The sequence below is a fragment of the Enterococcus sp. FZMF genome (assembly GCF_030263915.1).
Lineage (GTDB): Bacteria > Bacillota > Bacilli > Lactobacillales > Enterococcaceae > Enterococcus_D > Enterococcus_D casseliflavus.
On the sequence record NZ_CP127160.1, the window covers coordinates 1,566,955 to 1,591,697 of the forward strand.

The following is a 24,743-nucleotide window of genomic DNA, read 5'->3' on the forward strand; positions in this document are numbered from 1 at the left end:
TCGTTGGTATAATAGAAAAGCTGACTAAAAGAAATGAGGAACGTATCCATGAACATAGAAGAAATGAAAAAACGACAGGAGAAGATTCGTAATTTCTCCATTATCGCCCATATCGACCATGGGAAATCAACACTGGCGGACCGTATTTTGGAACAAACCCATACGGTAACGTCACGGGAAATGCAAAATCAATTATTAGACTCCATGGATCTTGAACGTGAACGAGGAATCACGATCAAATTAAATGCCGTGGAACTTAACTATACCGCCAAAGACGGCGAAACCTACATCTTCCATTTGATCGACACCCCAGGGCACGTCGATTTCACCTATGAAGTTTCCCGCAGTTTGGCCGCTTGTGAAGGCGCCGTGCTCGTCGTTGATGCGGCTCAAGGGATCGAAGCACAGACATTGGCAAACGTCTACTTGGCGTTAGACAATGATTTAGAGATTCTACCAGTCATTAATAAAATAGACTTGCCAGCTGCCGATCCTGAGCGAGTACGAACAGAGATCGAAGATGTGATCGGTATCGATGCCAGTGAAGCTGTTTTAGCAAGTGCCAAAGCAGGTATTGGGATCGAAGACATTTTGGAACAAATTGTTGAGTATGTCCCAGCTCCAGCAGGTGATATTGAAGCACCGCTAAAAGCGTTGATCTTTGACTCCGTGTACGATTCCTATCGTGGGGTGGTCTTAAACGTCCGTATCATGGACGGGATGGTCAAACCTGGAGATAAAATCAAAATGATGAGCAATGGCAAGACCTTTGATGTTACGGAAGTTGGTGTCTTTTCACCAAAAGCCATTCAACGAGATGCGTTGATGGTGGGCGATGTTGGGTATATCACTGCTGCCATCAAGACCGTTAAAGATACCCAAGTCGGGGATACGGTGACATTAGCCAACAATCCAGCAGAAGAAGCCTTAGCTGGTTATCGTCAAATGAATCCGATGGTTTATTGCGGATTGTACCCAATCGATACTTCACGCTACAACGACCTTCGAGAAGCATTGGAAAAATTACAATTGAATGATGCAGCATTGCAATTTGAACCAGAAACCTCTCAAGCATTAGGATTTGGGTTCCGTTGCGGCTTCTTAGGCCTATTACATATGGATGTCGTGCAAGAACGGCTAGAACGTGAATTTAACCTTGAGTTGATTACGACTGCACCATCCGTAATTTATCATGTCAACAAGACAGATGGCTCAATGGTCGTCGTTGATAACCCAGCAGAATTTCCTGAACCAGTCACGATCGACAACGTACAAGAACCTTACGTCAAAGCACAAATCATGGTGCCTAATGATTACGTCGGTGCTGTAATGGAATTGTCCCAACGCAAACGGGGAGACTTTGTCACGATGGATTACTTGGATGATTATCGAGTGAACGTCGTTTATGAGATCCCATTATCGGAAATCGTCTTTGATTTCTTTGATAAATTGAAATCCAGCACCAAAGGCTACGCATCACTGGATTATGAAATGTCTGGTTACCGAACTAGCAAGCTAGTGAAGATGGACATCTTGCTGAATACTGAAAAAGTCGATGCGTTAAGCTTTATCGTTCACCGTGACTTTGCTTATGAACGCGGTAAAGCCATCGTTGAAAAACTGAAAAAACTGATCCCACGACAACAATTTGAAGTACCGATCCAAGCAGCCATCGGACAAAAAATCGTTGCGCGTTCCGACATCAAAGCCTTGCGTAAAAACGTATTGGCGAAATGTTACGGCGGTGACGTTTCTCGAAAACGCAAACTCCTAGAGAAACAAAAAGAAGGGAAGAAGCGGATGAAACAAATCGGCTCCGTCGAAGTACCGCAAGAAGCCTTCATGGCCGTTCTGAAAATGGATGAGGATGAACCTAAGAAGTAATAAGGGTTTGTTTGAAAATATTTGATAAAAAAATCTAATTTTCATATTTTATTCGCCCATTTGTCGCCCTAATTTATTTTAGGGCGACATTTTTTATGAAAAATAAATTCTAATTTGATGATTTTCTTAGTCTTTGGGCGAATATATCGACAGCTTCTGTTCTCATTTTTTTCGTTACATGGACGTATTTATCCATTGTAGTTGAAATTCTGGAATGGCCAAGTCTTTCTTGTACAATTTTAGGCTTTACACCATCCTCCAAAAGCATAGTGGCATGTGTGTGTCTAAGGGAGTGAAAGTTAAAATCGAACCCTAATTCTTTTTTTACTTTTCCACTATGCCATTTGATTGAATTCGGTGTGACAGGTTCACCGTTTTCTTTAGTGCAAACAAATTGACTATCAAAATAGTATTTCCCATGACGGAGTTTATTCTCAGACTGGAGCTTGCGAACTCTCTTTAATTCTTGGAGCAAAATATCATCTATTGCTATTGTTCGAAAACTAGATTGGGTTTTTGGTGTTCCTAACTGTATGCCATGTTTATCTTGAAGCATGATGCGATCCACAGTTAATGTTTGATCCTCAAATGAAATATCGGACCATTGGAGACCGCAAACCTCACCACGGCGTAAACCAGTATGAAACCCGATCATTAATGGTAGATGAAAGGGGCTAGAAGGTGGATTGCTATCCAATATAGCCTGATACTGCTCCATGGTTATTATTTTCATATCATCCCGATTTTGCTTAGGTTTATTTTCAAAAGCTGGCATTTCTACATAGATCATTGGATTGTTATTGATTGCTTGCCAAGGATAGACTGCTCTTTTGAATGCACCTTTTAAAACAGTAAAGATAATTTCAACTGAATGTTTAGATAGTGGGGTATTAAACCCATTAGGTAATTTATTTACCAATTCTTGTAATCTTGCTGGCCCAATAGAGCTGAGATAGTATTTGCCAATTTCTGGTTTTATGTATTTGTTAACCGCATTTTGATAATTTTTCTGAGTGTTGTATTTTAACTTCTTTTCAACATAGTTTTCCATCCAGTAGTCAAAGTAATCAGAAACACTCATTTCCTTAATATCAACTTTTCCTCCATCTTTATAAAGACTTAAGGCCTCTCTTAGTTTTTCTTGTGCCTCTGTTTTTGTATTCCAACCGCCTTTTTGTATACGTTGGCGTTTGCCCCCAACCTTTGCCATTTCGATTACGTAATGCCATTTACCGCCAATTTTCCGCACATGTCCATTCATGACAATCCCTCCTTAAAACCTGTTTTGTATATAAATACGCTAGAAATATACAAACGTATGTTCTTTTGTATTGAAAAAGAAAAGCCCGAAGGCTATTCATGTGTGATATAATTTGTATTAAAAAAATGAGGTGTTTCCATGAAATTGAATAAAAAAGATATTGTCTTATTTGAAGAGTTAGTCGCCGAATTTCTTTATCAACATCCTCAATTAAATGAAATACAATATGATGATGATGGTAACCCATTTGAATATAGAGGTGGTAATATTTCTTATGATTCATATGCACCATTAAAAATAAATGAGATTAATCAATTGTTTTATAAATTAAAATCTTTCCTATAATAATTATTGAAGACGTTTTTGATACCATTTAGTAAACTCATGCATTGATCCTTAGAAGTGAATCCTTGATTATAGTGTGAAACAGAATTCCTTATTAAAAATAAACTTCTTAAATGAGTTTTCTCTCTTTTTCGTAAATTGATAGGTTTTCGACTCAGATATTCAATATATACTTTAGCAGTAGCATCGTCTGGAAAATTATTATCTATCATATTGTTTTTTTCCAAAATAAGATATAGAAGATGTTCTAAAATGCCACCCAAACCTGCTGCACATACAAACCATTTTTCATTATTATACGCATAAAGACATTCATCAAATTCAATTGTGAATTGTTCGTTATTTATTTCGGTTAGCATTTCTTCAAAGTTATATCTTTTTGCTCTGATAATTGATTCGTTAAAATTTAAAAGCTCAATTGAAGGCATAATGAATGTATCTATATTTTCAAATTCTTTAAGTACCCATCTTTTAGCCCAAAAATCTATAAATTTTATATCATTTTTTAATGAAGATATTATAATTTTTTCGGGATCAATTGAAATAATAGATTTTTGATGTAAATAAGATATTTTTTCTGTACCTTTAAATTTTTTATAAAAGGAATATGGTAAATCAAAATTGGTAGCATCAACAATTTTGATTTCATTCTCTTCGGATGTCTCTGCAAAACCAATAGTTGTTCGATATCCTAGTTCGAAATCAGATAATAAAACTAAGGTGATGAGTACATTTGAGTTTTTCCATGCAAAAAAATCTTCATTTATATCTTCAATTTCAAGCTTATTTAGATAGAATTGATAAGATAACTTCGCAAGATCTAAGAGCAAATCCTTTTTTTTCTCCAGCGTTGCAACTGTTTCGTGACCAACTACATAATCAGAAAGAATTGACCCCACTTCTTTATTGATTCTTTTAATTTCATCAACAAGTTCCATAAATCCTCCTTTATAAAAAAAATAAAAATCTTCTATTCATTTTCTAGTTATTTCAAATTAAATGTTTTCTCGCCAAGCTCATCACCCGAAACACCTTGGGTAGCTTTAAGAACTACTGGGGTAGTGGTGTCATTTAGGTCATACGCGATCACGTATTTTTTTGTTCCACCGGGTTTCAACTCATCAAACTCGCCTTCACGATATTCTGCAAATTTTTCGTCTTGTGGAGTTGCGCCCACATCCAACTTTCCAACTGTATTTTCAGTTTCTTGGTACGCGTTCATGCATGCAATCCAAGCCATAGAACCGTCCAGCGGTTCTTCATCGTCATTAGTTACTTCATAAACAAAAGCTAGTTGATTGTTATCTCTGTATACAGATTCGTCAGGAGTTAGAACTTCTGACGAAATGATTTTTACAGTAGCCATATTAATTTTTAAAGTTTCTCCATCAAAATATACATCAGCTTGTTCTTCTGAATCAGGCACGCTAATCGTAGTTTCTGTTGTACTTTTTGATGATGCAGAAGATTCTTCATTGCTATTTCCACATGCTGCTAATAAAATTGTTGAAAATAAAGCTAACCCAAATATAAATACTTTTTTCATTTTCCCAACTCCTAAAAATTATTTATAGACTTCAAAACTGCTACGGTCCCATCTGGTTGGAATAGGAGAGTGTAGTTGTTTTCTGTTTTAATGCCTGTGAATCTACGAGCATAATATTTAACAGCGTCTTTAAATGTTTCTTCGCTGATTTCCAAGTAGACTGCACAATCTAACACGGTTCTGCAACCATCTTCGAAACAATTGATTATGTCGTAGGGTGTCACAACCAAAGTAGCCCCAATATCTCTGGCTCGACGTTCTTGTTTTCGTTTTTCATTTGTATCCTGTAATACAATATTCCCGTAAGAGGTGAGGTAGTGACCTAGTTCCTCTGCCAAGGTGCTATTCATTTCATAACGTTCCTGGTTGGGATTGAGATAGATCACATCGTTAATTAATAGCCCTTTTTGGGAATCGGGCATTGTTGATTCTATCTTATATGTAAGGTCAGGAAACATTGTCATAAGTTCTTCGGACAATTGCAATCGATCACCTACTTTTTATGGTCCCGATTTTTAACAAATTCAATGAAGTTTAAAATTTCATCCATTTGTTGATCAGTAACATTGTCATCTATATGTGCAGCAATGGTGTCGATTTTATTTGAAGGTTTATTAGGCAGCTTTTCATCATCAATTCCTAACAGATAGTCTACAGAAGTTCCAAAGAGGGCTGCGATTTTAGCCAAAGCATCAGAATTAGGCTCCGCTCGACCAACTTCCCAACTGCCGATTGTTTGCTGAGAAACATTCAGTTTCTTTGCTAAGTCTGATTGTGTCCATTTTCTGCTTGCTCTTAATTCTTTTAATCGACTTTTAAACATATGAACCCTCCTCCAATAAAATTATATACTACATACCGTAGTAGAGAAAGCAAATAAATACCTTTACAAAAAAATGTAGTAAAAATGTTTGACATACTACTTTTTGTAGTATATTATTACTACATAAGATAGTAATGGGGGTGAAATCATGGAAAACAAACTTGCGGAAATAAGATCAAGTCAATATATGTCACAAGGAAAACTTGCTGAATTACTGAAAGTATCGCAAAAAACAATTAGTTCATGGGAAATTGGCAGAACTAGCCCAAAGCCTTCTCAAATGCAACATATTGAGGATATTTTCAATACACCAAAAGAAGAAATTTTTTTTATGGCGTTTAACTACAAAAATGAGTTAGAAGAGGTGGCGAAATGAAAGACAAACCACAAATGATAAAAGCGAATGTCGACTCGGGATTTCTACCACGCTATGTAGAAATGATTATTCCTGCAATTAAACGCAAGTTTAGCATTTCAATTGGTATTGAAGGCGAACTGTTCATAAACCCTGGCGGTGTCGAAGAAATCATCATTCGTTTTTTAGCTACCGATGAAGTAGCACAGGACATTTATTCCTATATTGACGAAAAATGGCAGTTCGCCTCAACACCAGAACTTGTTGCTTAAGTACATTTTATGGCAGTTCAACTGCTACGAAAATAAATAATTAAATACAAAGGAGATGAAGATATGAGCGTAAATGCCATTGAACAGAACATTGCGGCTATCTATCGAAAGGAGGTAGACAAGCAAGCTCTTAATCAAAGGATGATGGCTCAGGATATAAATATTTCTCCACAATTACTGAGTCATGTTTTGAATGGACGTAGATCCATGGGGATTGAGAAGGTTGTAGATATTGCTGAATACTTACAAGATCCAAATGTTGACTTTGAGGTTGCAGCAACGCTATTCCACACACCTAAACCATTAAACAGAAAAAGAAGAGATAATCACCCTTTATCCAAAATGGTTGGGCAAGACAAGGAAGAAATGGAACGAATTGAAGTTGAGAAAAAATTTGAAGTTTGGGATTTGCTTACTATCGAACCGGATGAACTTTCAGATATTGAGATCGATCATCTGAAACTATATTGGTTTGAGCTTAGTGATGAAGTTAGATTGGAATTATCTGTTTTATCATCAATGTGCAATAGATTTGGTTGGGATATGCGAGATATGACTAGGCAGTCAGAAACAAGAGAAAGGAATGATTAAAAATGTTGGTTTACACATTACCAGAACTAGCCGCTGAGTTTAAGACTAGCAAAGATAATATATACGCTTTAGTAAATCTCGGTGCAATTCAAAGTATTCAGTTTAGTACAAATAAAGTGGTCAGCATATATGAAGCTGAAAGGTTTTTAAGGGAAAGTGCTGGAAAGCAGTTTGATCAAGTTATTAAGGAAGCCAAGAAACGAAAAAACTTGGAAAAAATTAGCAATGTATTCAATATCAAGGAGGCATAAACATGAAACGATCGATCAAAGACACAATAATCGTAACAACTTTATTACTATTTGTAGTAGCATTCTCAGCTATTCACATTGCAGCAGGTTTGGCATTAGTTTTCTTATGGGCCTTTGCAAATGTTGTCTATGATGTTGCTGCTAAAGATTATCAAGACAAAGAAAAAAGACTTGCTAGCCGACCAAAGCAATAGCAAGTCCATCAAATATTCTGGTAAATATCTTTGTCTCCATTTTAAAACAGAAAAGGGGAAATGACAATGAATTCTTTCGAACAATCATTAGATGAGTATTTGACCACTCCTGGATGGGGCCAACCAGTTTCAAATGAGGAGATGACAGATGATGAGTAAATCAACTCTTGAAATGACTCATGAAGAATGGCTACAAGATCGTATGAGAGGGATAGGGGGATCAGATGTTGCTACTATCCTTGGTCTAAATAAATGGAAGTCACCATATCAATTATGGTTAGAAAAGACCGGTCAAATCGATTTAGAACAAACTGAGAGCGAACCTGCATATTGGGGCAACGTCTTAGAGGAAGTTGTTGCTAAAGAATTTCAAGAGCGGACAGGAAAAAAAGTGCGTCGGAGAAATCAAGTATTTGAACATCCGCTACATCCGTTCCTGCGAGCAAACATTGATCGTGAGGTCGTAGGAGAAAATGCACTGTTAGAATGTAAGACTGCAAATGCGTTCTTGGGTAAAGAGTGGGAAGGCGATGAAGTACCTCTTAGTTACCTTTGTCAAGTACAGCATTATATGAATGTCTTAAACAAGGAATATTGTTACATTGCGGTCCTTGTCGGTGGTCAGAAATTCATTTGGAAACGAGTTGATCGTGACCAGGAACTGATCGATACCATTACTGAACTGTTAGTAGATTTTTGGGAAAATAACGTTGTAAAAGGTAAGGAACCATTGATAGATGGCAGCGAAGCCACTCAAGAATTTTTAAAAGATCGTTATTCAGAGTTAGAGGAAGTAGAAACGACCTTACCATCTACGTTTGATGATCTTGTTAGTCAAAAACGTGAATTAAAAAAAGCAAAGAAAGATATCGAAACTTCAATTAGACAGCTTGATAACGAGATTATAAGCGAGTTGGGCAAGCGGAAAGCTAGTATCGGTATCGCACAGAAAAATATTATATCTTGGAAATTGGTATCTACACGACGTATGAACAGCAAAAAACTTGCTGAGAAATACCCTGAAGTAGCCAATGATGAAGAAATTTACAATGTTACTGAATCTCGAAGACTTACAGAAAAGGAGATCAAATAATATGGCAACTAATGATACTTTAAAGAATCAGTTAGCAGAGAAAAACACCCAGTTAGTCGATCCTTCGAAATTAGGATTCAAAGCACTGATGAGCACGCCTCAAATGAAGAAGAAGTTTACAGATATCCTTCACGAAAAATCAGATTCATTCATGGGATCACTCATGACACTTGTTGGTGGTGATAATTATCTCTCTCAAGCGGAACCAATGACAATTATTGCATCAGCGCTAAAGGCAGCTACCATGGACCTGCCGATTGATAAGAACCTTGGTTATGCATATGTAGTTCCGTTTAATCGCTATGAGAAAAAAGGTAAGAATTGGATCACGCACAACGAAGCCCAATTCATTCTTGGATACAAAGGATATATTCAGCTAGCACAAAGAAGTGGGCAATACAAAGCATTGAATGCTTTGGCAATTTATGAAGGTCAACTAATTGACTGGAATCCGCTGACCGAAGAATTTACCTTTGATTATAAAGGTAAGGTATCCGATGAAGTTATAGGTTATGTAGGATTCTTTGAATTACTGAACGGATTTAAAAAGACAGTTTACTGGACCAAGCAAGAAATTGAGAGTCATCGTATTAAGAATTCAAAAAATAAGGACAAAGAAAAATTAAGCGGGGCATGGGTTGATAATTACGATTCAATGGCCATTAAGACTGTACTGCGAAATCTTTTATCAAAATGGGGATTACTTTCAGTTGAAATGCAAACAGCAATCACTTCTGACGAAAAAGTTTTCCGTGTTGATGAAGACAGTGATCTGATTGAAGAAACTGACCTATCAGATATGGAGCCATTGCCGCAAGAACGAAAAGAAGCTGAACGAGTTGAGGACACTGGAAGCATTGATACTTTGTTCGATACATCTAATCCACCGTTAGAAAAACAATGAGGGAGTTAAACTCCCTCTGATTAGGAGGAATAAGCGTGGTAAGACCAACGAAGAAAGGTCTTGATTATTTTCCTCTGGATGTCGATTTTTTATCAGATTTAAAAGTTCGAAGAATTATTAAAGCATGCGGTAAAGAAGCCGTTCATATACTGGTCGCCCTGCTGGCTAATATTTATCGTGATGAGGGGTATTACGTTTTGTGGGATGACGACCTTGCGTTCTTAGTGGCTGACGAAGTTGGTACGAAGGAGGGCACAGTTGAAGAACTGGTTAGAAAAGCCGTGCAAGTAAAATTCTTTGATAAAGATATTTTTGATAAATACTCCGTATTAACTTCTAAAGGAATTCAAAACAGATACATTCTAGCCACTAAGGAACGTAAAAAAGTTGAGCTTGAATTTAAGTATTTGCTGACAAATGAAGTTAATCGGTCGAATATCTCGATTAATGGGCGGAATAACTCAGTTAATCAGGGGAATAATCAACAAAGTAAAGTAAAGGAAAGTAAAGAAAAGGAAATAAAAGAAGATGCTACTGCGGGCGAGAGTGCGTCCCTTGAAACTTTCCAAAAATTATGGCTTTTTCCAAATGTTGTACAGGTTGAAGATCTGCTTAATCTGGTGAATATCTATGGCGATGAACTTGTAGAAGCTGCCATTAAACTTGCTGGGAGTAAAGACGTCCCTAAGAATAGAGCTATTAGCTTTTTAACGGCATCTTTGCAGGAATGGGCAGATGCTAACGTTAAAACGATCGATCAAGCGAGGGATTATCAACGAACTAGAGGCGCTAAGAAACAAGGCTATAATCAAAAGCCAATACGTGAGGAAAAACTACCTGATTGGGCTGTAAACGAACAGGGGGAAGAACAGTTGTCGCCTGAGCGCCAAGCAGAGCTTGATGCAAAACTAGCAGCATATCTAAACAAAACGAAGCATTGAAAGGAGCAGATGGCTTGAAAATCGTCATACCGATCACACCAAAACCGCAATCAAGGCCGAGGTTCACCAAGTATCGTAAGACTCCCTATGAGGAATCAGCGATGAAAGCATACAAAAATGCAGTCAAATACCATGCTATGTCAATAAGGCCGCTGTTAATTGAAAAAGGACCAGTAATTGTTGATGTCTGCTTCTTCGTATATCCACCAGCTTATATCTCAAAAGTAAAGAAAAACAGGACTTTGCTTGAGGACGAGACAATGTACTGCGATAAAAAGCCAGACATTGATAATTATTTCAAAGCAGTGACGGATGCGGTAAACGGCATTTTGTATAAAGACGATGGCCAGATAGCAGTTAGCATCTGCCGTAAAGTTTACAGCTTCAATCCTCGAACAGAAATTGAAATTAATCCACTTTAGGAGGGACCATCAATGAGAAGCAGAAGCATTAAAGCGCCATTCGAAGATTTTGGAGAATATGAATCAGCAAATGTTCAAGAAAAAGGATCTGTAAAAGTTGGTGAAAGCTACATCTGCACTCCGGGAAGACCTTTTTCAGGTCAGATAAGAGCGCAAGTAAGTCGTATCTACAAGAATTCAGCACGAGTAAGGATCCTCAGCTGCATTGAAGAAAAAGATGATGAAATACAATGAAATCTTAACGATGTGACTGTAGTAAGTCTTAAGAAAATCCACGAAGTCTGCTAGAAGCGAGGTGGACTTACTTGCAAGAAAAATTGATCAATAGGACATTACTCGAACTTCAGGACCTGTTAAGCGGAGATCAGTTGAAAAAGCTAAAAGATGTTCTAACGGTAGAATGTGCGAATTATATGATCACTGAACAGAAAAACGAAGTTGTAATTTACGATGAAACATCTGATGTTGCTGCATACAAGCAATTCTTCGTTTCAAAGAAGATACAGGGGCTTTCAAGCGGAACTTTGAATATTTATATGCAGACAATCAATCTCTTCATGAGAAGCGTTAGGAAGCCATTCAGTGATGTTACTACCAACGACATTCGATTGTTTATTGCAAACCGAGAAATGATTGACAACGTAAGCAAAGGCACACTCGCAAGAGAACGAGGTTGTATTGTTCGATTCTTCAAGTGGTTATGCAACGAAGAATATATTGCAAAAGATCTTGGGACCAGAGTAGAGAATATCAAAGTGCCAAAGCGAAGAAAACAGGAGTTCAGCGAATTAGAAGTTGAAAGGTTGCGATCAGCAACAGCAAATTCCAAGGAAGCGTTAGTAATAGAATTGCTGCTAAGTACCGGGTGTCGTGTTTCCGAATTAGTTTCACTCAATTTTCGGGATTATGATCAAGAAAATGATTCTATCAATGTCATCGGTAAAGGTAATAAGCAGCGAACGCTATACCTGAATGCAAAAGCTAAGATGGCGTTAAATCATTATCTGAAAGACGTGCCACATATCACTGGACCATTGTTCTTTGGACAGACATTGGGCAAGGAAATGACATCTGCAGGGGTTCAGAAGCTTGTTAAGCGTTTAGGTGAACGAGCAGGTGTGGCAAATGTCCATCCGCATAGATTCAGACGTACTGCAGCCACCTTGGCAAGAAGGCACGGGATGCCGATCGAATTAGTGATGAATTTCTTGGGCCATGAATCAATCGATACAACGTTGAAATATTCAATGATCGGCGACGAGGAACTCAAGTTGTCGCATCAGAAATTTGTTAGTTAAGAATCGGAAGAAAGAAGGTATTTTATGGAGATATGGGCGAATATTGGAAAGATGTGAAACCGTATCTGAAGGAACGAAGGGCCCAACACGTTAATCGTATGGGTAACTCAGCATTGAAAAATGTTGCTGCTTTAGGTTTTGAGTTTACCCAATATCCAAATAATCATCAATTTGCGATCAATACGCCAAAAGGCATGATTGATTATTGGGGAACAACTGGTACTTGGATAGATCGTAAAACGAAAAGACGCGGAAAAGGGTTGCATAGTTTAAGGAAATACGTTAGTGGCAGTTAGTTAGCTATCCGACGATATAGCAGAAAGCGAGGAATGAATGTGAGTGAATTAAAGAAACTTGAAACAACTGGATACAGTAGCAAGTTAGATGAAATTGCTAAAAACGATACAGAAGTATTTCTGAAAGTTAAATTGTCTGGCCGAAGAACGTTTGGGGAATACGAGTTTGAGCCGAAAAATGGTTTCGCCGTGCATTTCGGTAATCATATTGATGTGCTAGATCTTGATAAATGCGACGTGTATCAATTAGATCAACCGCAACTCAACGAGAATCAGCAGATTGTGGTTAATGATGTTAAGCAGTATCATGAAAATTATGGTATTCCGAAGTTCAATGCAATTCATTTAGCCTTTACCACCTACGCAACTGGGTATTACAAGGATCATTTGAAAAATGACGAAGAGTTTTATCAAGTTCTTAGTACATTGATTGCTTGGGCGCAGGAACAGGAGGAATAGTGATGAATGAACCCGATTATTGCGAACGGTGTGATTTGTACACAATGCAAAAGCAAGAGCCTGAACCAGATGAGACCGAAGACGTTTGGTACTGCCCAGTGTGTGACCAGTTTAAAGTGATTGATAATTCCGCAATCGTCAGCGATAAATGAATGGAGGAACTTTATGTATCTAATAGGGGCGTTTATCATCACTTGTTTAACCAACATTTTTTTCTATCGTTGGTATACCAGTGAAATTGCGAAGAATCTAGAGGAAATGGAAAAAAGAGTAGACAAAAAGCTACTCTTTTTGAAAAGGGAAAATCATTGAACAAAATTCTTTGCCAAGATCGGATATAATTAATGATCCACGATTACTTACAACTGTATAGTCGTTATCGATGAAAAAAGGCATGCCTTCAAAAAGATCCATATATTTCTCTTTCAAACTTTCAAAGTAAGAGGAATTGTCAAAAGCATTGTATATTGCTTCTTTATTTTCACTTTTTAAACTTTGTAAACTGCTAACTTCAATTAATCCATAAGATTCTAGTGTTTTTAAGGAGGAACTAGGATCAATAAATTCGCTTTCGCTAACTAAAAGCAAGTTTTTAATAACATCAATCCCATCGTCATTAGGTCGTTGAACTCTAATATTAGTTGTAGGTACAGCACCTAATTTATAAATTTTGGATAATAAATTAGCTTCCTTTGTAGTTAATTCAGATAAGATTGTTGAGAATCTTGGAGATGCTTTTTGATTTTTCCTGTTATCAACTAATCCCGCTAAAAGATTTGCGAAATATTCACGCATTTCTTCATCTTCAAGCTGATATCTAGAATCTTCCATAGTTTTTAAGGATAGTCCTAGTTTTGATATATCTCGATTTTCTGGTGGAATCTCATCGGTTTTTGTATTAATTTTTTTTACAAAATCTTGATATGATTTTTCGCTTGTGATATTGAGTCTACGTAAAGGACCCATCACATAGTTGGCAATGCCTCCTAAACCTTCTCCTATAGATTTTGAAGCAGGACCAAAGACGTTGGTTATCAGCTCTTTTGGGATAAGTTCAATATTAATTAGAGAGCTTTTTTCTTCTGACATTTGAGCACTTCCTTTTTTAGAAAATTATATCAACAAAGAAGGTGAAAATCTATGAATTCAAAATTTTATAACTGTCAGTTTTCTTATTTGAAGAAATTGATAAAGATAATCTCGTTACTTATTATAGGTGTGATTATTTTTAGTTGGCTATCCTATACAATAGTGGACCAACAGGAACAAATTGAGCAGTTACAAGAACAGCTTCAGCATGAACAAATGAAGTACAAAACTATTATCAATGATCCGTTAGTTAGGGATGCGATGGAAGCGGGAGGATGAAGATGACTTTTGCAGTACTAGGTACAACGGCTTTTGTCGTGATTATGTTTCTATGTGTTGTGATAGGCAAGGCTACTGACAAAAAGGAGCAAGATTATGGAGGAAGCTATTTTATGGAACAAGATGGCTTTGATCATCGAAGTGATCGTCACAGAGCAGTTAAAAGAGATCGAAAGTAAAGCAAAATAAAAAGCATTAAGCAATCGCCCAATGCCCCCAAAATAATGATTTTGTCCCCGCCAAGGTAATTTCATTATACCAAATAAAGGGGCGATTGAGCAATGATGCTATTACTAAGAGAAGTTGATTTCTCTCAAACGAGAAAGAATGCACGATATGTTTTGAAGAACTACCGTCGGTTGGAGCGGATTGCAGGTCGTTCAAAGATCGATGTCCGCTCACCGATTATTACTGATATGCCTAGAACACCTAGTAATGGAAACAAGTCTGAGGATGCTTTTATTCAAAGATTGGATGCAGAAACAGAAAGAGATGCAATCATTGTGGCGCTTATGGCTTTGAAGCTAACAAGCAGACAGATACTTCATTATAGCTTCTGCTTACAAGATCAATATTCTAATCTACGGATCGCAGATGAGATGGGCTATTCAGTTCGGCAAATTGAGCGAATGAAATCAGATGCATTGGTTGAATTTGCTGAAAGTTATCGTCGTGGCAAGCTTGTCGCTTATCGCTGAAAAATGGCGGTTTTTTGGCGGTATAATGGCGGTTTAGTACCAATAATCCATAGTAAGATAGTATTATCAATTATTGTAAATAACAGGGCGCACTCCTTTAAGATACGTCGGCAGACTTCCTTTCTGAAAATTATTCCCAGCGCCCTGTATTTAATTAAGACGGCGACCAAAAATCTATTATGAATGGAGTTGAACACACTCCTTATCTTCATTCGCTAGCCGTCTTAAGACAGGAATTGGCTCAGTTTGGTAGAGTGCTACTCTTGGGCAGTAGAGGTCGTAGGTTCAAATCCTACATTCCTGATTGGGAGTTGTCGATTAGATTACTCACATGATCTTTGATACTTCCTACTAAAGTATAGATGAAAAGAAAGCGGTCCGGTTATGGGCCGTTTTTTTGTGGTTAAAACATTACGGAGGCGGTGGCGTTGATGTGCAGAAATGGGAGTTAGCATACATAGATTATCAAAACGGCATGAAGTACAAAGACATAGCCGCTAAACATGATGTATCTATCAATACAGTTAAATCTTGGAAGTCTAGAAAGTGGAATGCACCTCCTGAAAAAAAGGGTGCAACCAAGAAAGAAAAGGTTGCACACAAAAAAGAGGTGCAACCAGTAATAGATAATGATGATCTAACAGAACAACAAAAACTGTTTTGTCTTTATTATCTAGAGTGTTTCAATGCCACTAAGGCTTATCAGAAAGCATACCAATGCGATTACAATTCCGCTAGGGCTAATAGCATAAGATTGATAGCAAAAGATAGCATAAAGATTGAGTTGAAACGGTTGAAGGCAGAACTACAGCAAGATGTGTTTCTTGATGTAAAAGACTTGATACGAGAGTATGCAAAGCAGGTGTTTGCTGATATCACCGATTTTGTTGAGTTCTCATCAACAGAACATAAGCTGTATGAGTATGATGATGCTGGTGAGAAGCGTGAGGTATTTAACGAGTTCACTGGTGAATTGGAAACATACAAGTCATCCCAAGTTTCATTGAAAAACAGTGAAGAAGTCGATGGCACACTCATCCAAGAGGTTAAAAAAGGGAAAGACGGTGTTTCTGTCAAACTCTATGACAAGCAAAAAGCAATGTCAGAACTCATGAAATATCTTGGCGGTGATCGGTTGCGAGAAGCGCAGATTGCTGCAGCTATTGCTAAGAATAAGGATGACATCGAAGAGTTTGAAATGGAAGATGATGGTTTCTTGGCAGCATTGGAAGCTGAAGGTGAAGAACTATGGCCAGAAGAGTAAAACAGGCAGTATTTAAATTCAAACCTTTCAGTAAAAAGCAGAAGATGATTCTTACATGGTGGACCAAGAAGTCTGCTGTCAAAGATAAAGATGGAATCATAGCCGATGGCGCTATTCGTTCAGGCAAAACTATTTCAATGTGTTTATCTTATGTCATGTGGGCTATGTCAACATTTGACAGCAAAAACCTTGGAATGGCTGGGAAAACTATCGGATCATTTAGAAGAAACGTGCTTTTTTGGCTAAAGCTAATGCTTCTATCGAGAGGTTATCGTTACAAAGACCATCGTGCTGACAATATGTTAGAAGTCACAAAAAAAGGTAAGACAAATTACTTCTATATTTTCGGTGGTAAAGATGAACGATCGCAAGACTTGATTCAAGGTATTACATTAGCTGGTATGTTTTTTGATGAAGTAGCACTTATGCCAGAATCATTTGTAAACCAAGCGACTGGGCGTTGTTCCGAGAAAGGTTCCAAGTTTTGGTTTAACTGCAACCCAGATGGTCCATATCATTGGTTCAAACTGAATTGGATCGATAAGCTCAAAGAAAAGAATCTGGTATATCTCCATTTCACCATGGATGACAACCTTAGTTTGGATGAAACAATTAAGCAAAGATATCGAAATATGTATTCTGGTGTATTTTACCAACGATATATTTTAGGTCTTTGGACGGTCGCTGAAGGCATTATTTACGATATGTTTGATCAAGCAAAACATGTATATCAAAAAATTATTGACCTTGCGACTGGTGAAACCTATGTCAGTGTTGACTATGGTACGCAAAATGCCACTGTCTTTTTAATGTGGCAAAAAAGCAAAGACGGAAAATGGGTATGTGTCAAAGAATACTACTATTCTGGTAGAGATAAGAAGAAACAAAAAACTGATAGTGAGTTTGCTGCTGATTTAGTTGAGTTTCTTGGTGGCATAAAGCCAAAAGCAATCATTATTGACCCATCAGCGGCTTCCTTTATTGCTGAATTAAGAAAATATGGATACTTCATCAGAAAAGCCAATAACGATGTTCTTGACGGAATAAGATTCGTTGGTTCTCTTTTGAATGAAGATAAAATAGCTTTCGCACCGAATTGTATTAACACTCTGAAAGAGTTTAGTGCCTATATTTGGGATGTGAAGGCTGTTAATCGTGGGGAAGATAAACCTACCAAGCAAAATGACCATGCTATGGATGCTGTTAGGTATTTCTGCTATACGGTACTCAAACCAGATGGCTGGTTATATTAGAGGAAAGGAGTGATTCTTCATTGGATCCAAAATATTTTTTATCTCAGGAACCCAAGACGTTAGCATATGCAGTGCAACAAGCAGTGAATTCAGATCGTACAGCAAGCTATAAGCGAAAAATGCGTAAAGGTGTCGATTATTACCAATACAAACATGACATTTTACACTTCCGATTGTTCTATATGGACAATGAAGGGAAAGTACATGAAGAAACATCAAGAAGCAATATCAAAATACCGCATGGCTATTTGACAGAGCTTATTGATCAAAAGGTCCAGTACTTGTTGTCAAATCCTGTTGAAATAAAGACAGAGCAAAAAGGGCTGCAAGAATTACTTGATCAGTACATTGATGAGGACTTTCAATTGATGCTACAAGAACTCGTGGAAGGCGGTAGTCAAAAAGGCTATGAGTTCGTTTATACGAAACTAGGCGAGGATCGCTTGTCTTTTCAAGTGGCTGATAGTCTAAAAGTAATTGAAATCTATGATGCAGATTACAATTTGATTGCTATTATCCGCTACTATGATACCGACATCTATCAAGATGGCAAGACGGTGCGTGTTACTCGATCGGAGCTTTGGGATAGCGAGAAAGTCTGGTACTTCATCAGTGAGGGCGGCTATCTGCAAAGTTTCAAGCTTGATCCTAAGGTAGAGGTCAATCCTTTGTACCATGACACAAGATTGAACCCTGAAACCAAAGAAGCATATGGGCGATCGATTGGTAATGCTCTTGGAGTTGCTGATTTTATTCCCTTTCTACGGTATGACAACAATAAATACCAAACTACTGATTTAGATCCAATCAAACCACTGATTGATGACTACGATTTAATGGCCTGCGCATTGTCCAATAATCTACAGGACTTTGATCAGCCGTTTTTTGCGGTAAAAGGCTTTAATGGTGACGGCTATGAACAATTGATTAATAACCTGCGCTCTCGTGGAGCAGTTGGTGTTGGCGATAACGGCGGTCTTGATGTCCATACTGTCAATATACCAGTGGAGGCCCGCAAAGCTAAACTGACGGTTGATAAAGAGGGTATCTACAAATTCGGCATGGGATTTGATTCCTCGCAAGTCGGTGATGGCAATGTGACCAATGTGGTTATCCAGTCCAGATACACCTTGTTAGATCTGAAATGTAATAAAGCAGAAATCCGATTGCGTAAGATCATCAAACAAATGCTTGAAATGATCGTTGCGGATATTAATCAACGTAACAATACTGCTTATGATACATCTGACCTTGAAATCATAATAACTCGTGACACTATGATCGATGAAACAGAAGTCGAGGAACGTGAGAAGACCAAGGCAGAGCGCAAGCAGATCGAAATTGACAATATCTTGAATGCTGCAGTCCGCTTGGATGATGAAACAGTACTCAAATACATTTGCGAAGTCTTTGATCTTGATTATGAAGAGATCAAGAAGCTGATGGATGAACAAGACTATGAAGAGGATGTGATTCCTGATGTCGAAGTACCAGAAGGAAATAGAATCTCTACTCAATAAGTCCGAATCAAATATCAATCAGGAGCTGCAAGCATTGTATAAAGAGTTGGCAAACGAAATGACAAAGGAAATCATTGAACTGAATGATCAGATTGAAAAAGATGATAATTTTAGTAAAAAGCTTCAAAAGGAGCTCCTAGAGTTCATTCGTAGTCAAATGTATGCCAAAGCCAATCAACTTGAAGAAAACCAGCGACAAATAATGTATGATTTTTTAAAACACAACGCTAGTACCGCATATAACGAACTCTTTTATGAGTTTGAAATGAGTGAGGAAATACCTCTTTCCTTTGCTTTGCTGACCGATAAGCAAATAGCTACCATAATCAATACACCAGTTGCAGGCAGGAAGCTTTCAACTCGTCTAAAGGGGAATTCTTCCAAGATGAAGAAAAACCTTAACAGAGTGCTTACAAGGGGCTTTAGCAAAGGGTGGTCAACTCAGAAAATGGCTGCTCAAATAGCTGAAATCGGTGGTGCCAATTATCGAAGAGCCATGAATATCGCTCGAACGGAATCAGGGCGTGTCACAAGTGTCACTCGTCAGCAGTCACAACAGCATGCCAAAGATCTTGGTATCAAGGCGCAAAAGAAATGGATATCAACACTAGATGGTGACACCAGGAACACTCACAGACAACTTGATGGCCAAATCCGCGATATCGATGATTATTTTGAGATTGCTGGAATGAAAACTTTGCAACCACATATGTTCGGTATTGCCAGTGAGGATTGCAACTGTCGATGCCGTACAGTCAATGTGATTAGAGGATATGAGCCAAAACTGAGGCGTGACAATGAAACTGGCGAAGTTTCGGCTTATAAGAATTATCAAGAATGGATAAATAGTAAGAGGGAGGGATAAGCATGAAGGACTTTCATGAAGCTGTTTTAACTTTAAAAGTACCAACAAGCCTCGCAGGTGCGTACAAAAAGGCTATAGAAGATGAAAATAGTCGATATTTTGTAAAAAATGAACTGAAAGATTCAAATGGCAAGGCCACGCTATCGGAAATCAAACCTGTATGGAATGGTAATCATGTGAGTGTGGATATTGTCGAATCTGTACAGGAACCTGAATCGACTTTGAAAATTGCTATGATCAGCCACACATTACCCAATTTACAGCAATCAGTTAAATGGTATGAAACCAACGGAGCTACTGTAGTTTATAAGAGCTGGGAGGAAGAAAAATGAATCAAACAGAGGCTGGCACAAAAGATAAGAAACCAAGTCTTTTTATTAATGGCACACCTATTATAGCAGGGCAACCATGTGAACCAACTATAATTATCGGAAAACACAAAGTAGATGTACAAACATTGGAAAAACTGATTGAGTTTGCTCAAAGCGGTAAATTAGACAAAATTATGTCATCTGAAGACTAGGGACCTGATTATTGATTAGGCCTTTTTATTTTGTCCTGAATCATGACGCTATAAACTGGTTCACACTGTATTCGGCAGTATATCCGAAAATCCTAAGCGGAACCGACCGCTATATAAATGGTATGGGAGGAAAAGAACATGGAATGGATCAAAAGTATTTTAGAAAAGCATCGTAAGGAAGATGGCACTGTTGATTTGGACGCGGCTAACAAGGAAATTGATCAAGAATTTCCCAAGAATGCTGTTCCTAAAGATCAATACAACAATCTTTCTGACAGTTTGAAGACAGCCAAAGACACAATCAAAAGTTTGGAAGACAAAACAAAGGATAATCCGGATATCCAGAAAGAGCTTGATACTTACAAAACAAAGGCGCAAACGCTTGAAGCTGAAAATAACCAACTGAAAATTGATTCTCAAGTGGAATCTGCACTACGTTCTGCTGGTACTAAGGATTTAGACTATGCCAAATTTAAATTAGGCTCCTTGGAATTAGACAAAGATGGCAAGGTCAAAGATCTAGATAGTCGAGTGAAAGATTTACAAAAATCTATGCCTGACTACTTTCAAGCCAAGTCTGATGACAAAGATAAAGATGCTGCTAAGGACAAACTAGGCGGGTTCCAACGGATTGATGCAAAACCGGGAGACGGTCATCAATCTAAAAATGAACCTACATCTATTCGTGAAGCAATGGCACAAACAATGGAAGAACAACAAAACTAATTAAGGGAGGGCATACATTATGCCAGTTACATTAGAACAAGCAAAAGCAACCATGCAAGACAAAATTATCCAATCAGCAATTGACGAATTTCGTCGCAGTTCATTTTTGTTAGATCAATTGACGTTCGATGACGCTGTATCCCCTGGTACTGGTGGATCTACACTGGTTTATGGATACACTCAATTGAAAACACCATCAACTGCCGGCTTCCGTAAAATTAATACGGAGTACACACCAAATGAAGCAGATCGACAAGACAAATCTGTTAAATTGAAAATCTTTGGCGGATCGTATGAAGTTGACCGTGTGATTCAAAACACATCTGGTCAATTAAATGAATCAGCCTTCCAAATGGAACAAAAAATTAGAGGTGCTGCAAACCTATTCCACTACACTGCAATCAACGGTGACTCTGCAGTTGATGCGGATAGCTTTGACGGTTTAGACAAAATGTTGACAGGTTCTTCTACAGAATTGGGAACTGATACAGTTACTGATTTAACAGATGTCTCTATGACTAAATACAAAATCTTGGAAACATTGGATGATTTCTTGTCAGAATTAGATGGCAAACCAACAATGTTGCTTGGAAATAACAAATTGATCAACATGATTCAGTCTGTTGCACGTCAAGCGGGCTATTTCACACGCACTGAAGATGCTTTTGGTAACAAAGTTGGCGGATATGACAATATCCCATTAGTTGACTTAGGGTATTTCTACAATGCCACTACCAAGAAAACGGATCCTATCGTGGAAATCGTTGAGCGCACGATTGGCGAAGATACAGTTGGCGGCTTGACTGACCTATATGCCGTATCATTAGGTTTAGATGGTTTCCACGGTGTTACACCACTTGGAAGTGCTGGTATTACAGCCTATATGCCTAATTTCACAACGCCTGGTGCAGTTAAAAAAGGCGAAGTAGAAATGGTTGCTGGTGTAGCACTGAAGCAAACACGAAAAGCTGGCGTGTTGCGTAACTTGAAGGTTAGATAGGAGGATAAATCATGCAAATCAAAGCGCCTAATAAATCCTATACTGGTGAATCTTTTGGTGTCATGTTTCAACATGGCATCGGCAAAACTGATGATCCGTGGTTGATTTCTAGATTCAAAGAAAAAGGCTTCATCGTTGAAGAAGAGCCTGAGGAAGTTAATACAGCTGATCTGGAAAAGCAAATCGCCAAACTGGAAGCTGAAAACAAAGCATTGAAAAAGCAGGTCAAAGAATCAAAAAAAGATGCAACTGATGCTGCTGCAAAAAAAGAGGATGGCAAATAAGCTGACCTCTTTCCTTTAGAGAGGAGACAGACTTATGATCATATCCTTGGATGATGCAAAGAAGATTTATCCTGATGCGACTCAAGAGGATCTAGATGGTATCGAAAAATCAATTCGCATGCTGACTAATAATCCTTTTCAGAATCGGAAGGTTCGTTTTAAACAAATACGATTTGAAAATGAAACAACTATTGCCGTATTGGGTGATATCCAAGGCCTTAGGGCAGAGGATACTATTCAAGTTTCAGGTAGTAAGTGGAACGATGGCCTGTATGTTGTGAGCAATATTGATGGGCAACTTATTAATCTAGAAGGAAACCCTAGGTTGTTCACGGGGACAGATCCAGATGCGTTTTTGACCAAAGTTGAGTATCCGGCAGATATATTGTCAGGGGTTAGAAAACTCTTGACCTATGATGCTAAAATGCGCGATAAAGTTGGATTGAAATCCAAGACTGTTTCTCGAATGTCTGAGACTTACTATGATCAGAACAGCGGAGAGTCAGTCAATGGATATCCAGCTGCTTTAATGTCGTTCATTAACAAATATAAGCTGTTGAAATGGTAGGTGATTCAATGTTTCCCTTTGAAATCAGACGTGAACAGGAAACTGGTGAAAAAGATGAATTGAATCAGCCTATCGTTGAATGGCAGACGGTACACAAGCTTTTAGGTTGGTTGGATATGATCACTGGTTCTGATGAACAGACATATCAGAATAGCCTTCTGGCAACGTCTAGCCATATATTTTTAACGGAAGATACAAGCTTTGAAATCTTATCTACCGACCGCATCCTCAACCCAAGATCAGGCATTGAATACGAAATAACCTATGTCGATGATGTGATGGAGTTATCTGATCACCTTGAGATTTATTGCAAGAGGTGGGCTTGATGAAATTTCTTGATCACTCCGATGAAGCCAAAGAAGTTTTGAAACAAGCAACAATCCAATGGCTGTTTCAAGCATGCATGCTAGTTGAAGGTCAAGCCGTAGCATTAGCGGCTGTTCATACATCTAGACTAAGGAATTCCATTGATTATGTTGTTGATGAGGCGGAATTGATCGGTTATGTAGGAACAAACGTTGAGTATGCCATTTATGTAGAAATGGGCACTGGTGAATTTGCTGAAAATGGAATGGGGCGTAAAGGTGGTTGGGTGTATCAAGATCCTAGTGGGGAATGGTTCTTCACTTGGGGGCAAGAACCCCAACCCTATTTACGCCCAGCTTTTCGTAAAAACAAATCACAAATAGAAGCGTTAGCAAAAGAAATATTCGGAGGAATTTAGCTGATGAGCCAACGTATTGATGTAATCAACTATTTAACGGGGCTTTTCAGTGAAATTGTCCCCGAAACACATTACCTAAAGAACAAAAATAAAACTGTTGTGTATCCTTATCAAACCTTTTCTCTGACTGGTGAACCTACTCATTTTGCAGGGCAAGGATTTTACATTGATATTGATCTGTTTGATAACAACAAGAGCGACGTAGCAATCGAAAAAGCATTGTCAGTAATGATGGAAGCATTTAACAATGAGCCGTTCTATCAAGTGACAGATAAATTTTTGGTGCAGATACAGTATGATGCAGACAACGATGTGCCAACTGGATCAGATACTTTGCAACGTCGGAATATAAGGCTTTATGCCAAATTTGATTGGAGGATTTAGAATGGCAATTACTAGCGAGACTTTACCTAAAAGCGGCTATACTGCTGATACACCTAAGCGCTACCTTTTAAATGCAGGTGCGTTAGTTCGGAACTTAACCTGGGATGCTACGGCTAAAAAGTGGACCTATGATCTCCTTGGTGCAACAAGCGGCGGATCTAAGTTGTCACTAAAAAATAATCTACGCCAAGTGGAAGTTGATGGTGTATTCACCACACCTGTAGGCGGTGACATGATCGAATCGAGCGAAGGGACCTTTGAAGTGAATGTCATTGAGCACACTCGTGACAATGTCAAGATGGCCCTTTTTGCTGATGTAGAAGAATCGGATGACACAAAATATCCAGCCGGATACGATGTGATCACTCCTAAGCAGAAAATTGAAGAGTCAGATTACATTGAAAATCTTGGTTATATCGGCACAATTAGCGGATCGGATAAGCCAGTTATTATCATCATGGATTTTGCTATCTGCACTTCTGGATTGGAATTTGAAGCGAAAGACAAAGCAGAAGCGATTTATCCTCTGACATTTGCTGCTCGTACGCCAATGGACGATGTGACTACTACCTCTTTACCAGTCAAGATCCTAATGCCCAAAGAGCCTGAATTAGAGGCATAGAAAGGATGA

At 38.2% G+C, this 24,743-nt stretch carries 38 protein-coding genes and 1 tRNA gene; 33 read left to right on the forward strand and 6 right to left on the reverse strand.

The window, feature by feature from the left end; genetic code table 11:
• Window positions 1–48 precede the first annotated feature (48 nt).
• Window positions 49–1,884 (forward strand): translation elongation factor 4, encoded by a 1,836-nt coding sequence (gene lepA / locus QN079_RS07495; RefSeq protein ID WP_074535928.1) that lies wholly within the window; start codon window positions 49–51, stop codon window positions 1,882–1,884.
• A 109-nt stretch (window positions 1,885–1,993) separates the two neighbouring features.
• Here the strand turns inward: lepA and QN079_RS07500 are convergent, their stop codons facing one another.
• Window positions 1,994–3,145 carry a site-specific integrase gene (locus tag QN079_RS07500; RefSeq protein ID WP_289230619.1) on the reverse strand — a complete coding sequence of 384 codons (1,152 nt, stop codon included), beginning with the start codon at window positions 3,143–3,145 and terminating at the stop codon, window positions 1,994–1,996.
• 138 nt (window positions 3,146–3,283) lie between these two features.
• On the opposite strand from QN079_RS07500, the gene QN079_RS07505 reads away from it, so the two are divergent.
• Complete coding sequence (locus QN079_RS07505) at window positions 3,284–3,490, forward strand: hypothetical protein (protein ID WP_289230620.1); 207 nt, start codon at window positions 3,284–3,286, stop codon at window positions 3,488–3,490.
• On the opposite strand, the gene QN079_RS07510 is transcribed toward QN079_RS07505, so the two are convergent.
• Genes QN079_RS07510 through QN079_RS07525 form a run of 4 tightly spaced genes read right to left on the reverse strand, consistent with a single transcriptional unit; the run spans window position 3,466 to window position 5,859 of the window.
• Entirely contained in the window at window positions 3,466–4,428 is a 963-nt protein-coding gene (locus QN079_RS07510) for a hypothetical protein (RefSeq protein WP_289230621.1), read from the reverse strand. The genes QN079_RS07505 and QN079_RS07510 overlap by 25 nt on opposite strands.
• Window positions 4,429–4,475: 47 nt before the next feature.
• Window positions 4,476–5,036, reverse strand: a complete 561-nt coding sequence (locus tag QN079_RS07515) for a DUF5067 domain-containing protein (RefSeq protein ID WP_289230622.1) — start codon at window positions 5,034–5,036, stop codon at window positions 4,476–4,478.
• Between the two features lie 11 nt (window positions 5,037–5,047).
• Entirely contained in the window at window positions 5,048–5,521 is a 474-nt protein-coding gene (locus QN079_RS07520; protein ID WP_289230623.1) for an ImmA/IrrE family metallo-endopeptidase, read from the reverse strand.
• A gap of 8 nt (window positions 5,522–5,529) precedes the next feature.
• Window positions 5,530–5,859, reverse strand: coding sequence for a helix-turn-helix transcriptional regulator (locus QN079_RS07525; protein ID WP_121261467.1), 330 nt, complete (start codon window positions 5,857–5,859; stop codon window positions 5,530–5,532).
• 148 nt (window positions 5,860–6,007) lie between these two features.
• On the opposite strand from QN079_RS07525, the gene QN079_RS07530 reads away from it, so the two are divergent.
• The 14 genes from QN079_RS07530 to QN079_RS07595 all read left to right on the forward strand — a co-directional run bounded on the left by QN079_RS07530 (window position 6,008) and on the right by QN079_RS07595 (window position 13,087).
• A complete protein-coding gene (locus tag QN079_RS07530; protein WP_081119415.1) occupies window positions 6,008–6,235 on the forward strand; it encodes a helix-turn-helix transcriptional regulator in 228 nt (75 codons plus the stop codon).
• On the forward strand, window positions 6,232–6,486 hold the full coding sequence (locus QN079_RS07535; protein WP_121261465.1) for a hypothetical protein: 255 nt from the start codon (window positions 6,232–6,234) through the stop codon (window positions 6,484–6,486). The genes QN079_RS07530 and QN079_RS07535 overlap by 4 nt, the downstream gene beginning before the upstream one ends.
• Window positions 6,487–6,549: 63 nt before the next feature.
• A complete protein-coding gene (locus QN079_RS07540) occupies window positions 6,550–7,077 on the forward strand; it encodes a helix-turn-helix domain-containing protein (protein ID WP_060792030.1) in 528 nt (175 codons plus the stop codon).
• Between the two features lie 2 nt (window positions 7,078–7,079).
• Window positions 7,080–7,328, forward strand: coding sequence for a hypothetical protein (locus tag QN079_RS07545; protein WP_192416066.1), 249 nt, complete (start codon window positions 7,080–7,082; stop codon window positions 7,326–7,328).
• Window positions 7,329–7,330: 2 nt separating this feature from the next.
• Window positions 7,331–7,522 carry a hypothetical protein gene (locus tag QN079_RS07550; RefSeq protein ID WP_289230624.1) on the forward strand — a complete coding sequence of 64 codons (192 nt, stop codon included), beginning with the start codon at window positions 7,331–7,333 and terminating at the stop codon, window positions 7,520–7,522.
• A gap of 151 nt (window positions 7,523–7,673) precedes the next feature.
• Window positions 7,674–8,615 (forward strand): YqaJ viral recombinase family nuclease, encoded by a 942-nt coding sequence (locus tag QN079_RS07555; RefSeq protein ID WP_289230730.1) that lies wholly within the window; start codon window positions 7,674–7,676, stop codon window positions 8,613–8,615.
• Window position 8,616: 1 nt separating this feature from the next.
• On the forward strand, window positions 8,617–9,519 hold the full coding sequence (locus QN079_RS07560) for a recombinase RecT (RefSeq protein WP_289230625.1): 903 nt from the start codon (window positions 8,617–8,619) through the stop codon (window positions 9,517–9,519).
• 35 nt (window positions 9,520–9,554) lie between these two features.
• Window positions 9,555–10,460 carry a Lin1244/Lin1753 domain-containing protein gene (locus QN079_RS07565; RefSeq protein WP_289230626.1) on the forward strand — a complete coding sequence of 302 codons (906 nt, stop codon included), beginning with the start codon at window positions 9,555–9,557 and terminating at the stop codon, window positions 10,458–10,460.
• 14 nt (window positions 10,461–10,474) lie between these two features.
• Complete coding sequence (locus tag QN079_RS07570; protein ID WP_289230627.1) at window positions 10,475–10,882, forward strand: RusA family crossover junction endodeoxyribonuclease; 408 nt, start codon at window positions 10,475–10,477, stop codon at window positions 10,880–10,882.
• Between the two features lie 12 nt (window positions 10,883–10,894).
• Window positions 10,895–11,116, forward strand: coding sequence for a hypothetical protein (locus QN079_RS07575; protein ID WP_289230628.1), 222 nt, complete (start codon window positions 10,895–10,897; stop codon window positions 11,114–11,116).
• 71 nt (window positions 11,117–11,187) lie between these two features.
• Window positions 11,188–12,180 carry a tyrosine-type recombinase/integrase gene (locus QN079_RS07580; protein WP_289230629.1) on the forward strand — a complete coding sequence of 331 codons (993 nt, stop codon included), beginning with the start codon at window positions 11,188–11,190 and terminating at the stop codon, window positions 12,178–12,180.
• Between the two features lie 32 nt (window positions 12,181–12,212).
• The gene (locus tag QN079_RS07585; protein ID WP_289230630.1) at window positions 12,213–12,476 is read left to right on the forward strand and encodes a hypothetical protein; all 264 of its coding nucleotides are present in this window, start codon (window positions 12,213–12,215) and stop codon (window positions 12,474–12,476) included.
• A gap of 39 nt (window positions 12,477–12,515) precedes the next feature.
• Window positions 12,516–12,935: a hypothetical protein gene (locus tag QN079_RS07590; RefSeq protein WP_289230631.1), complete on the forward strand. Its 420-nt coding sequence runs from the start codon at window positions 12,516–12,518 to the stop codon at window positions 12,933–12,935.
• Window positions 12,936–12,937: 2 nt separating this feature from the next.
• Entirely contained in the window at window positions 12,938–13,087 is a 150-nt protein-coding gene (locus QN079_RS07595) for a hypothetical protein (RefSeq protein ID WP_289230632.1), read from the forward strand.
• Window positions 13,088–13,217: 130 nt separating this feature from the next.
• Here QN079_RS07595 and QN079_RS07600 read toward each other — a convergent pair whose 3' ends face one another.
• Window positions 13,218–14,024, reverse strand: a complete 807-nt coding sequence (locus QN079_RS07600; protein ID WP_289230633.1) for a DUF4393 domain-containing protein — start codon at window positions 14,022–14,024, stop codon at window positions 13,218–13,220.
• Window positions 14,025–14,075: 51 nt separating this feature from the next.
• Between QN079_RS07600 and QN079_RS07605 the strand changes: the two genes are divergently transcribed.
• From QN079_RS07605 to QN079_RS07685, 17 genes are all read left to right on the forward strand, one after another.
• Complete coding sequence (locus QN079_RS07605) at window positions 14,076–14,303, forward strand: hypothetical protein (RefSeq protein WP_289230634.1); 228 nt, start codon at window positions 14,076–14,078, stop codon at window positions 14,301–14,303.
• 281 nt (window positions 14,304–14,584) lie between these two features.
• Window positions 14,585–15,001 carry an ArpU family phage packaging/lysis transcriptional regulator gene (locus QN079_RS07610; RefSeq protein WP_016608639.1) on the forward strand — a complete coding sequence of 139 codons (417 nt, stop codon included), beginning with the start codon at window positions 14,585–14,587 and terminating at the stop codon, window positions 14,999–15,001.
• Window positions 15,002–15,231: 230 nt separating this feature from the next.
• A tRNA-Pro gene (locus QN079_RS07615) sits at window positions 15,232–15,305 on the forward strand.
• 129 nt (window positions 15,306–15,434) lie between these two features.
• Window positions 15,435–16,265, forward strand: coding sequence for a terminase small subunit (locus tag QN079_RS07620; RefSeq protein WP_289230635.1), 831 nt, complete (start codon window positions 15,435–15,437; stop codon window positions 16,263–16,265).
• A complete protein-coding gene (locus QN079_RS07625) occupies window positions 16,250–17,518 on the forward strand; it encodes a PBSX family phage terminase large subunit (RefSeq protein ID WP_289230636.1) in 1,269 nt (422 codons plus the stop codon). The genes QN079_RS07620 and QN079_RS07625 overlap by 16 nt, the downstream gene beginning before the upstream one ends.
• A gap of 20 nt (window positions 17,519–17,538) precedes the next feature.
• On the forward strand, window positions 17,539–19,038 hold the full coding sequence (locus QN079_RS07630; RefSeq protein ID WP_289230637.1) for a phage portal protein: 1,500 nt from the start codon (window positions 17,539–17,541) through the stop codon (window positions 19,036–19,038).
• On the forward strand, window positions 18,998–19,903 hold the full coding sequence (locus QN079_RS07635; protein ID WP_289230638.1) for a phage head morphogenesis protein: 906 nt from the start codon (window positions 18,998–19,000) through the stop codon (window positions 19,901–19,903). The genes QN079_RS07630 and QN079_RS07635 overlap by 41 nt, the downstream gene beginning before the upstream one ends.
• A 2-nt stretch (window positions 19,904–19,905) precedes the next feature.
• Window positions 19,906–20,235, forward strand: coding sequence for a hypothetical protein (locus QN079_RS07640; RefSeq protein ID WP_270273710.1), 330 nt, complete (start codon window positions 19,906–19,908; stop codon window positions 20,233–20,235).
• A complete protein-coding gene (locus QN079_RS07645) occupies window positions 20,232–20,426 on the forward strand; it encodes a hypothetical protein (RefSeq protein ID WP_221686101.1) in 195 nt (64 codons plus the stop codon). Before QN079_RS07640 ends, QN079_RS07645 begins: the two co-directional genes overlap by 4 nt.
• A 138-nt stretch (window positions 20,427–20,564) precedes the next feature.
• A complete protein-coding gene (locus QN079_RS07650) occupies window positions 20,565–21,152 on the forward strand; it encodes a phage scaffolding protein (protein WP_289230639.1) in 588 nt (195 codons plus the stop codon).
• A 19-nt stretch (window positions 21,153–21,171) separates the two neighbouring features.
• Window positions 21,172–22,152, forward strand: a complete 981-nt coding sequence (locus tag QN079_RS07655; RefSeq protein WP_289230640.1) for a major capsid protein — start codon at window positions 21,172–21,174, stop codon at window positions 22,150–22,152.
• An 11-nt stretch (window positions 22,153–22,163) separates the two neighbouring features.
• A complete protein-coding gene (locus QN079_RS07660; protein ID WP_289230641.1) occupies window positions 22,164–22,436 on the forward strand; it encodes a hypothetical protein in 273 nt (90 codons plus the stop codon).
• A gap of 34 nt (window positions 22,437–22,470) precedes the next feature.
• Window positions 22,471–23,004 carry a hypothetical protein gene (locus tag QN079_RS07665; RefSeq protein WP_289230642.1) on the forward strand — a complete coding sequence of 178 codons (534 nt, stop codon included), beginning with the start codon at window positions 22,471–22,473 and terminating at the stop codon, window positions 23,002–23,004.
• An 8-nt stretch (window positions 23,005–23,012) separates the two neighbouring features.
• Window positions 23,013–23,330 (forward strand): head-tail adaptor protein, encoded by a 318-nt coding sequence (locus QN079_RS07670; RefSeq protein ID WP_266166669.1) that lies wholly within the window; start codon window positions 23,013–23,015, stop codon window positions 23,328–23,330.
• Window positions 23,330–23,728 (forward strand): HK97-gp10 family putative phage morphogenesis protein, encoded by a 399-nt coding sequence (locus QN079_RS07675; RefSeq protein WP_029487083.1) that lies wholly within the window; start codon window positions 23,330–23,332, stop codon window positions 23,726–23,728. The genes QN079_RS07670 and QN079_RS07675 overlap by 1 nt, the downstream gene beginning before the upstream one ends.
• A 3-nt stretch (window positions 23,729–23,731) precedes the next feature.
• Window positions 23,732–24,112 carry a hypothetical protein gene (locus tag QN079_RS07680; RefSeq protein ID WP_029487082.1) on the forward strand — a complete coding sequence of 127 codons (381 nt, stop codon included), beginning with the start codon at window positions 23,732–23,734 and terminating at the stop codon, window positions 24,110–24,112.
• A gap of 1 nt (window position 24,113) precedes the next feature.
• On the forward strand, window positions 24,114–24,734 hold the full coding sequence (locus tag QN079_RS07685; protein ID WP_289230643.1) for a hypothetical protein: 621 nt from the start codon (window positions 24,114–24,116) through the stop codon (window positions 24,732–24,734).
• The last annotated feature ends 9 nt before the right edge of the window (window positions 24,735–24,743 follow it).

What these genes read in the sequence shown, in the direction of transcription:
- QN079_RS07625 (WP_289230636.1), top strand. Translation starts at nt 16,250, where the DNA reads ATGGCCAGAAGAGTAAAACAGGCAGTATTTAAATTCAAACCTTTCAGT.
- QN079_RS07600 (WP_289230633.1), bottom strand. Translation starts at nt 14,024, where the DNA reads ATGTCAGAAGAAAAAAGCTCTCTAATTAATATTGAACTTATCCCAAAA.
- QN079_RS07655 (WP_289230640.1), top strand. Translation starts at nt 21,172, where the DNA reads ATGCCAGTTACATTAGAACAAGCAAAAGCAACCATGCAAGACAAAATT.
- QN079_RS07575 (WP_289230628.1), top strand. Translation starts at nt 10,895, where the DNA reads ATGAGAAGCAGAAGCATTAAAGCGCCATTCGAAGATTTTGGAGAATAT.
- QN079_RS07545 (WP_192416066.1), top strand. Translation starts at nt 7,080, where the DNA reads ATGTTGGTTTACACATTACCAGAACTAGCCGCTGAGTTTAAGACTAGC.
- QN079_RS07515 (WP_289230622.1), bottom strand. Translation starts at nt 5,036, where the DNA reads ATGAAAAAAGTATTTATATTTGGGTTAGCTTTATTTTCAACAATTTTA.
- QN079_RS07505 (WP_289230620.1), top strand. Translation starts at nt 3,284, where the DNA reads ATGAAATTGAATAAAAAAGATATTGTCTTATTTGAAGAGTTAGTCGCC.
- lepA (WP_074535928.1), top strand. Translation starts at nt 49, where the DNA reads ATGAACATAGAAGAAATGAAAAAACGACAGGAGAAGATTCGTAATTTC.
- QN079_RS07510 (WP_289230621.1), bottom strand. Translation starts at nt 4,428, where the DNA reads ATGGAACTTGTTGATGAAATTAAAAGAATCAATAAAGAAGTGGGGTCA.
- QN079_RS07595 (WP_289230632.1), top strand. Translation starts at nt 12,938, where the DNA reads ATGAATGAACCCGATTATTGCGAACGGTGTGATTTGTACACAATGCAA.
- QN079_RS07605 (WP_289230634.1), top strand. Translation starts at nt 14,076, where the DNA reads ATGAATTCAAAATTTTATAACTGTCAGTTTTCTTATTTGAAGAAATTG.
- QN079_RS07555 (WP_289230730.1), top strand. Translation starts at nt 7,674, where the DNA reads ATGAGTAAATCAACTCTTGAAATGACTCATGAAGAATGGCTACAAGAT.
- QN079_RS07635 (WP_289230638.1), top strand. Translation starts at nt 18,998, where the DNA reads ATGTCGAAGTACCAGAAGGAAATAGAATCTCTACTCAATAAGTCCGAA.
- QN079_RS07650 (WP_289230639.1), top strand. Translation starts at nt 20,565, where the DNA reads ATGGAATGGATCAAAAGTATTTTAGAAAAGCATCGTAAGGAAGATGGC.
- QN079_RS07610 (WP_016608639.1), top strand. Translation starts at nt 14,585, where the DNA reads ATGATGCTATTACTAAGAGAAGTTGATTTCTCTCAAACGAGAAAGAAT.
- QN079_RS07685 (WP_289230643.1), top strand. Translation starts at nt 24,114, where the DNA reads ATGGCAATTACTAGCGAGACTTTACCTAAAAGCGGCTATACTGCTGAT.
- QN079_RS07670 (WP_266166669.1), top strand. Translation starts at nt 23,013, where the DNA reads ATGTTTCCCTTTGAAATCAGACGTGAACAGGAAACTGGTGAAAAAGAT.
- QN079_RS07525 (WP_121261467.1), bottom strand. Translation starts at nt 5,859, where the DNA reads ATGTTTAAAAGTCGATTAAAAGAATTAAGAGCAAGCAGAAAATGGACA.
- QN079_RS07500 (WP_289230619.1), bottom strand. Translation starts at nt 3,145, where the DNA reads ATGAATGGACATGTGCGGAAAATTGGCGGTAAATGGCATTACGTAATC.
- QN079_RS07665 (WP_289230642.1), top strand. Translation starts at nt 22,471, where the DNA reads ATGATCATATCCTTGGATGATGCAAAGAAGATTTATCCTGATGCGACT.
- QN079_RS07645 (WP_221686101.1), top strand. Translation starts at nt 20,232, where the DNA reads ATGAATCAAACAGAGGCTGGCACAAAAGATAAGAAACCAAGTCTTTTT.
- QN079_RS07660 (WP_289230641.1), top strand. Translation starts at nt 22,164, where the DNA reads ATGCAAATCAAAGCGCCTAATAAATCCTATACTGGTGAATCTTTTGGT.
- QN079_RS07535 (WP_121261465.1), top strand. Translation starts at nt 6,232, where the DNA reads ATGAAAGACAAACCACAAATGATAAAAGCGAATGTCGACTCGGGATTT.
- QN079_RS07530 (WP_081119415.1), top strand. Translation starts at nt 6,008, where the DNA reads ATGGAAAACAAACTTGCGGAAATAAGATCAAGTCAATATATGTCACAA.
- QN079_RS07585 (WP_289230630.1), top strand. Translation starts at nt 12,213, where the DNA reads ATGGGCGAATATTGGAAAGATGTGAAACCGTATCTGAAGGAACGAAGG.
- QN079_RS07550 (WP_289230624.1), top strand. Translation starts at nt 7,331, where the DNA reads ATGAAACGATCGATCAAAGACACAATAATCGTAACAACTTTATTACTA.
- QN079_RS07560 (WP_289230625.1), top strand. Translation starts at nt 8,617, where the DNA reads ATGGCAACTAATGATACTTTAAAGAATCAGTTAGCAGAGAAAAACACC.
- QN079_RS07680 (WP_029487082.1), top strand. Translation starts at nt 23,732, where the DNA reads ATGAGCCAACGTATTGATGTAATCAACTATTTAACGGGGCTTTTCAGT.
- QN079_RS07675 (WP_029487083.1), top strand. Translation starts at nt 23,330, where the DNA reads ATGAAATTTCTTGATCACTCCGATGAAGCCAAAGAAGTTTTGAAACAA.
- QN079_RS07640 (WP_270273710.1), top strand. Translation starts at nt 19,906, where the DNA reads ATGAAGGACTTTCATGAAGCTGTTTTAACTTTAAAAGTACCAACAAGC.
- QN079_RS07540 (WP_060792030.1), top strand. Translation starts at nt 6,550, where the DNA reads ATGAGCGTAAATGCCATTGAACAGAACATTGCGGCTATCTATCGAAAG.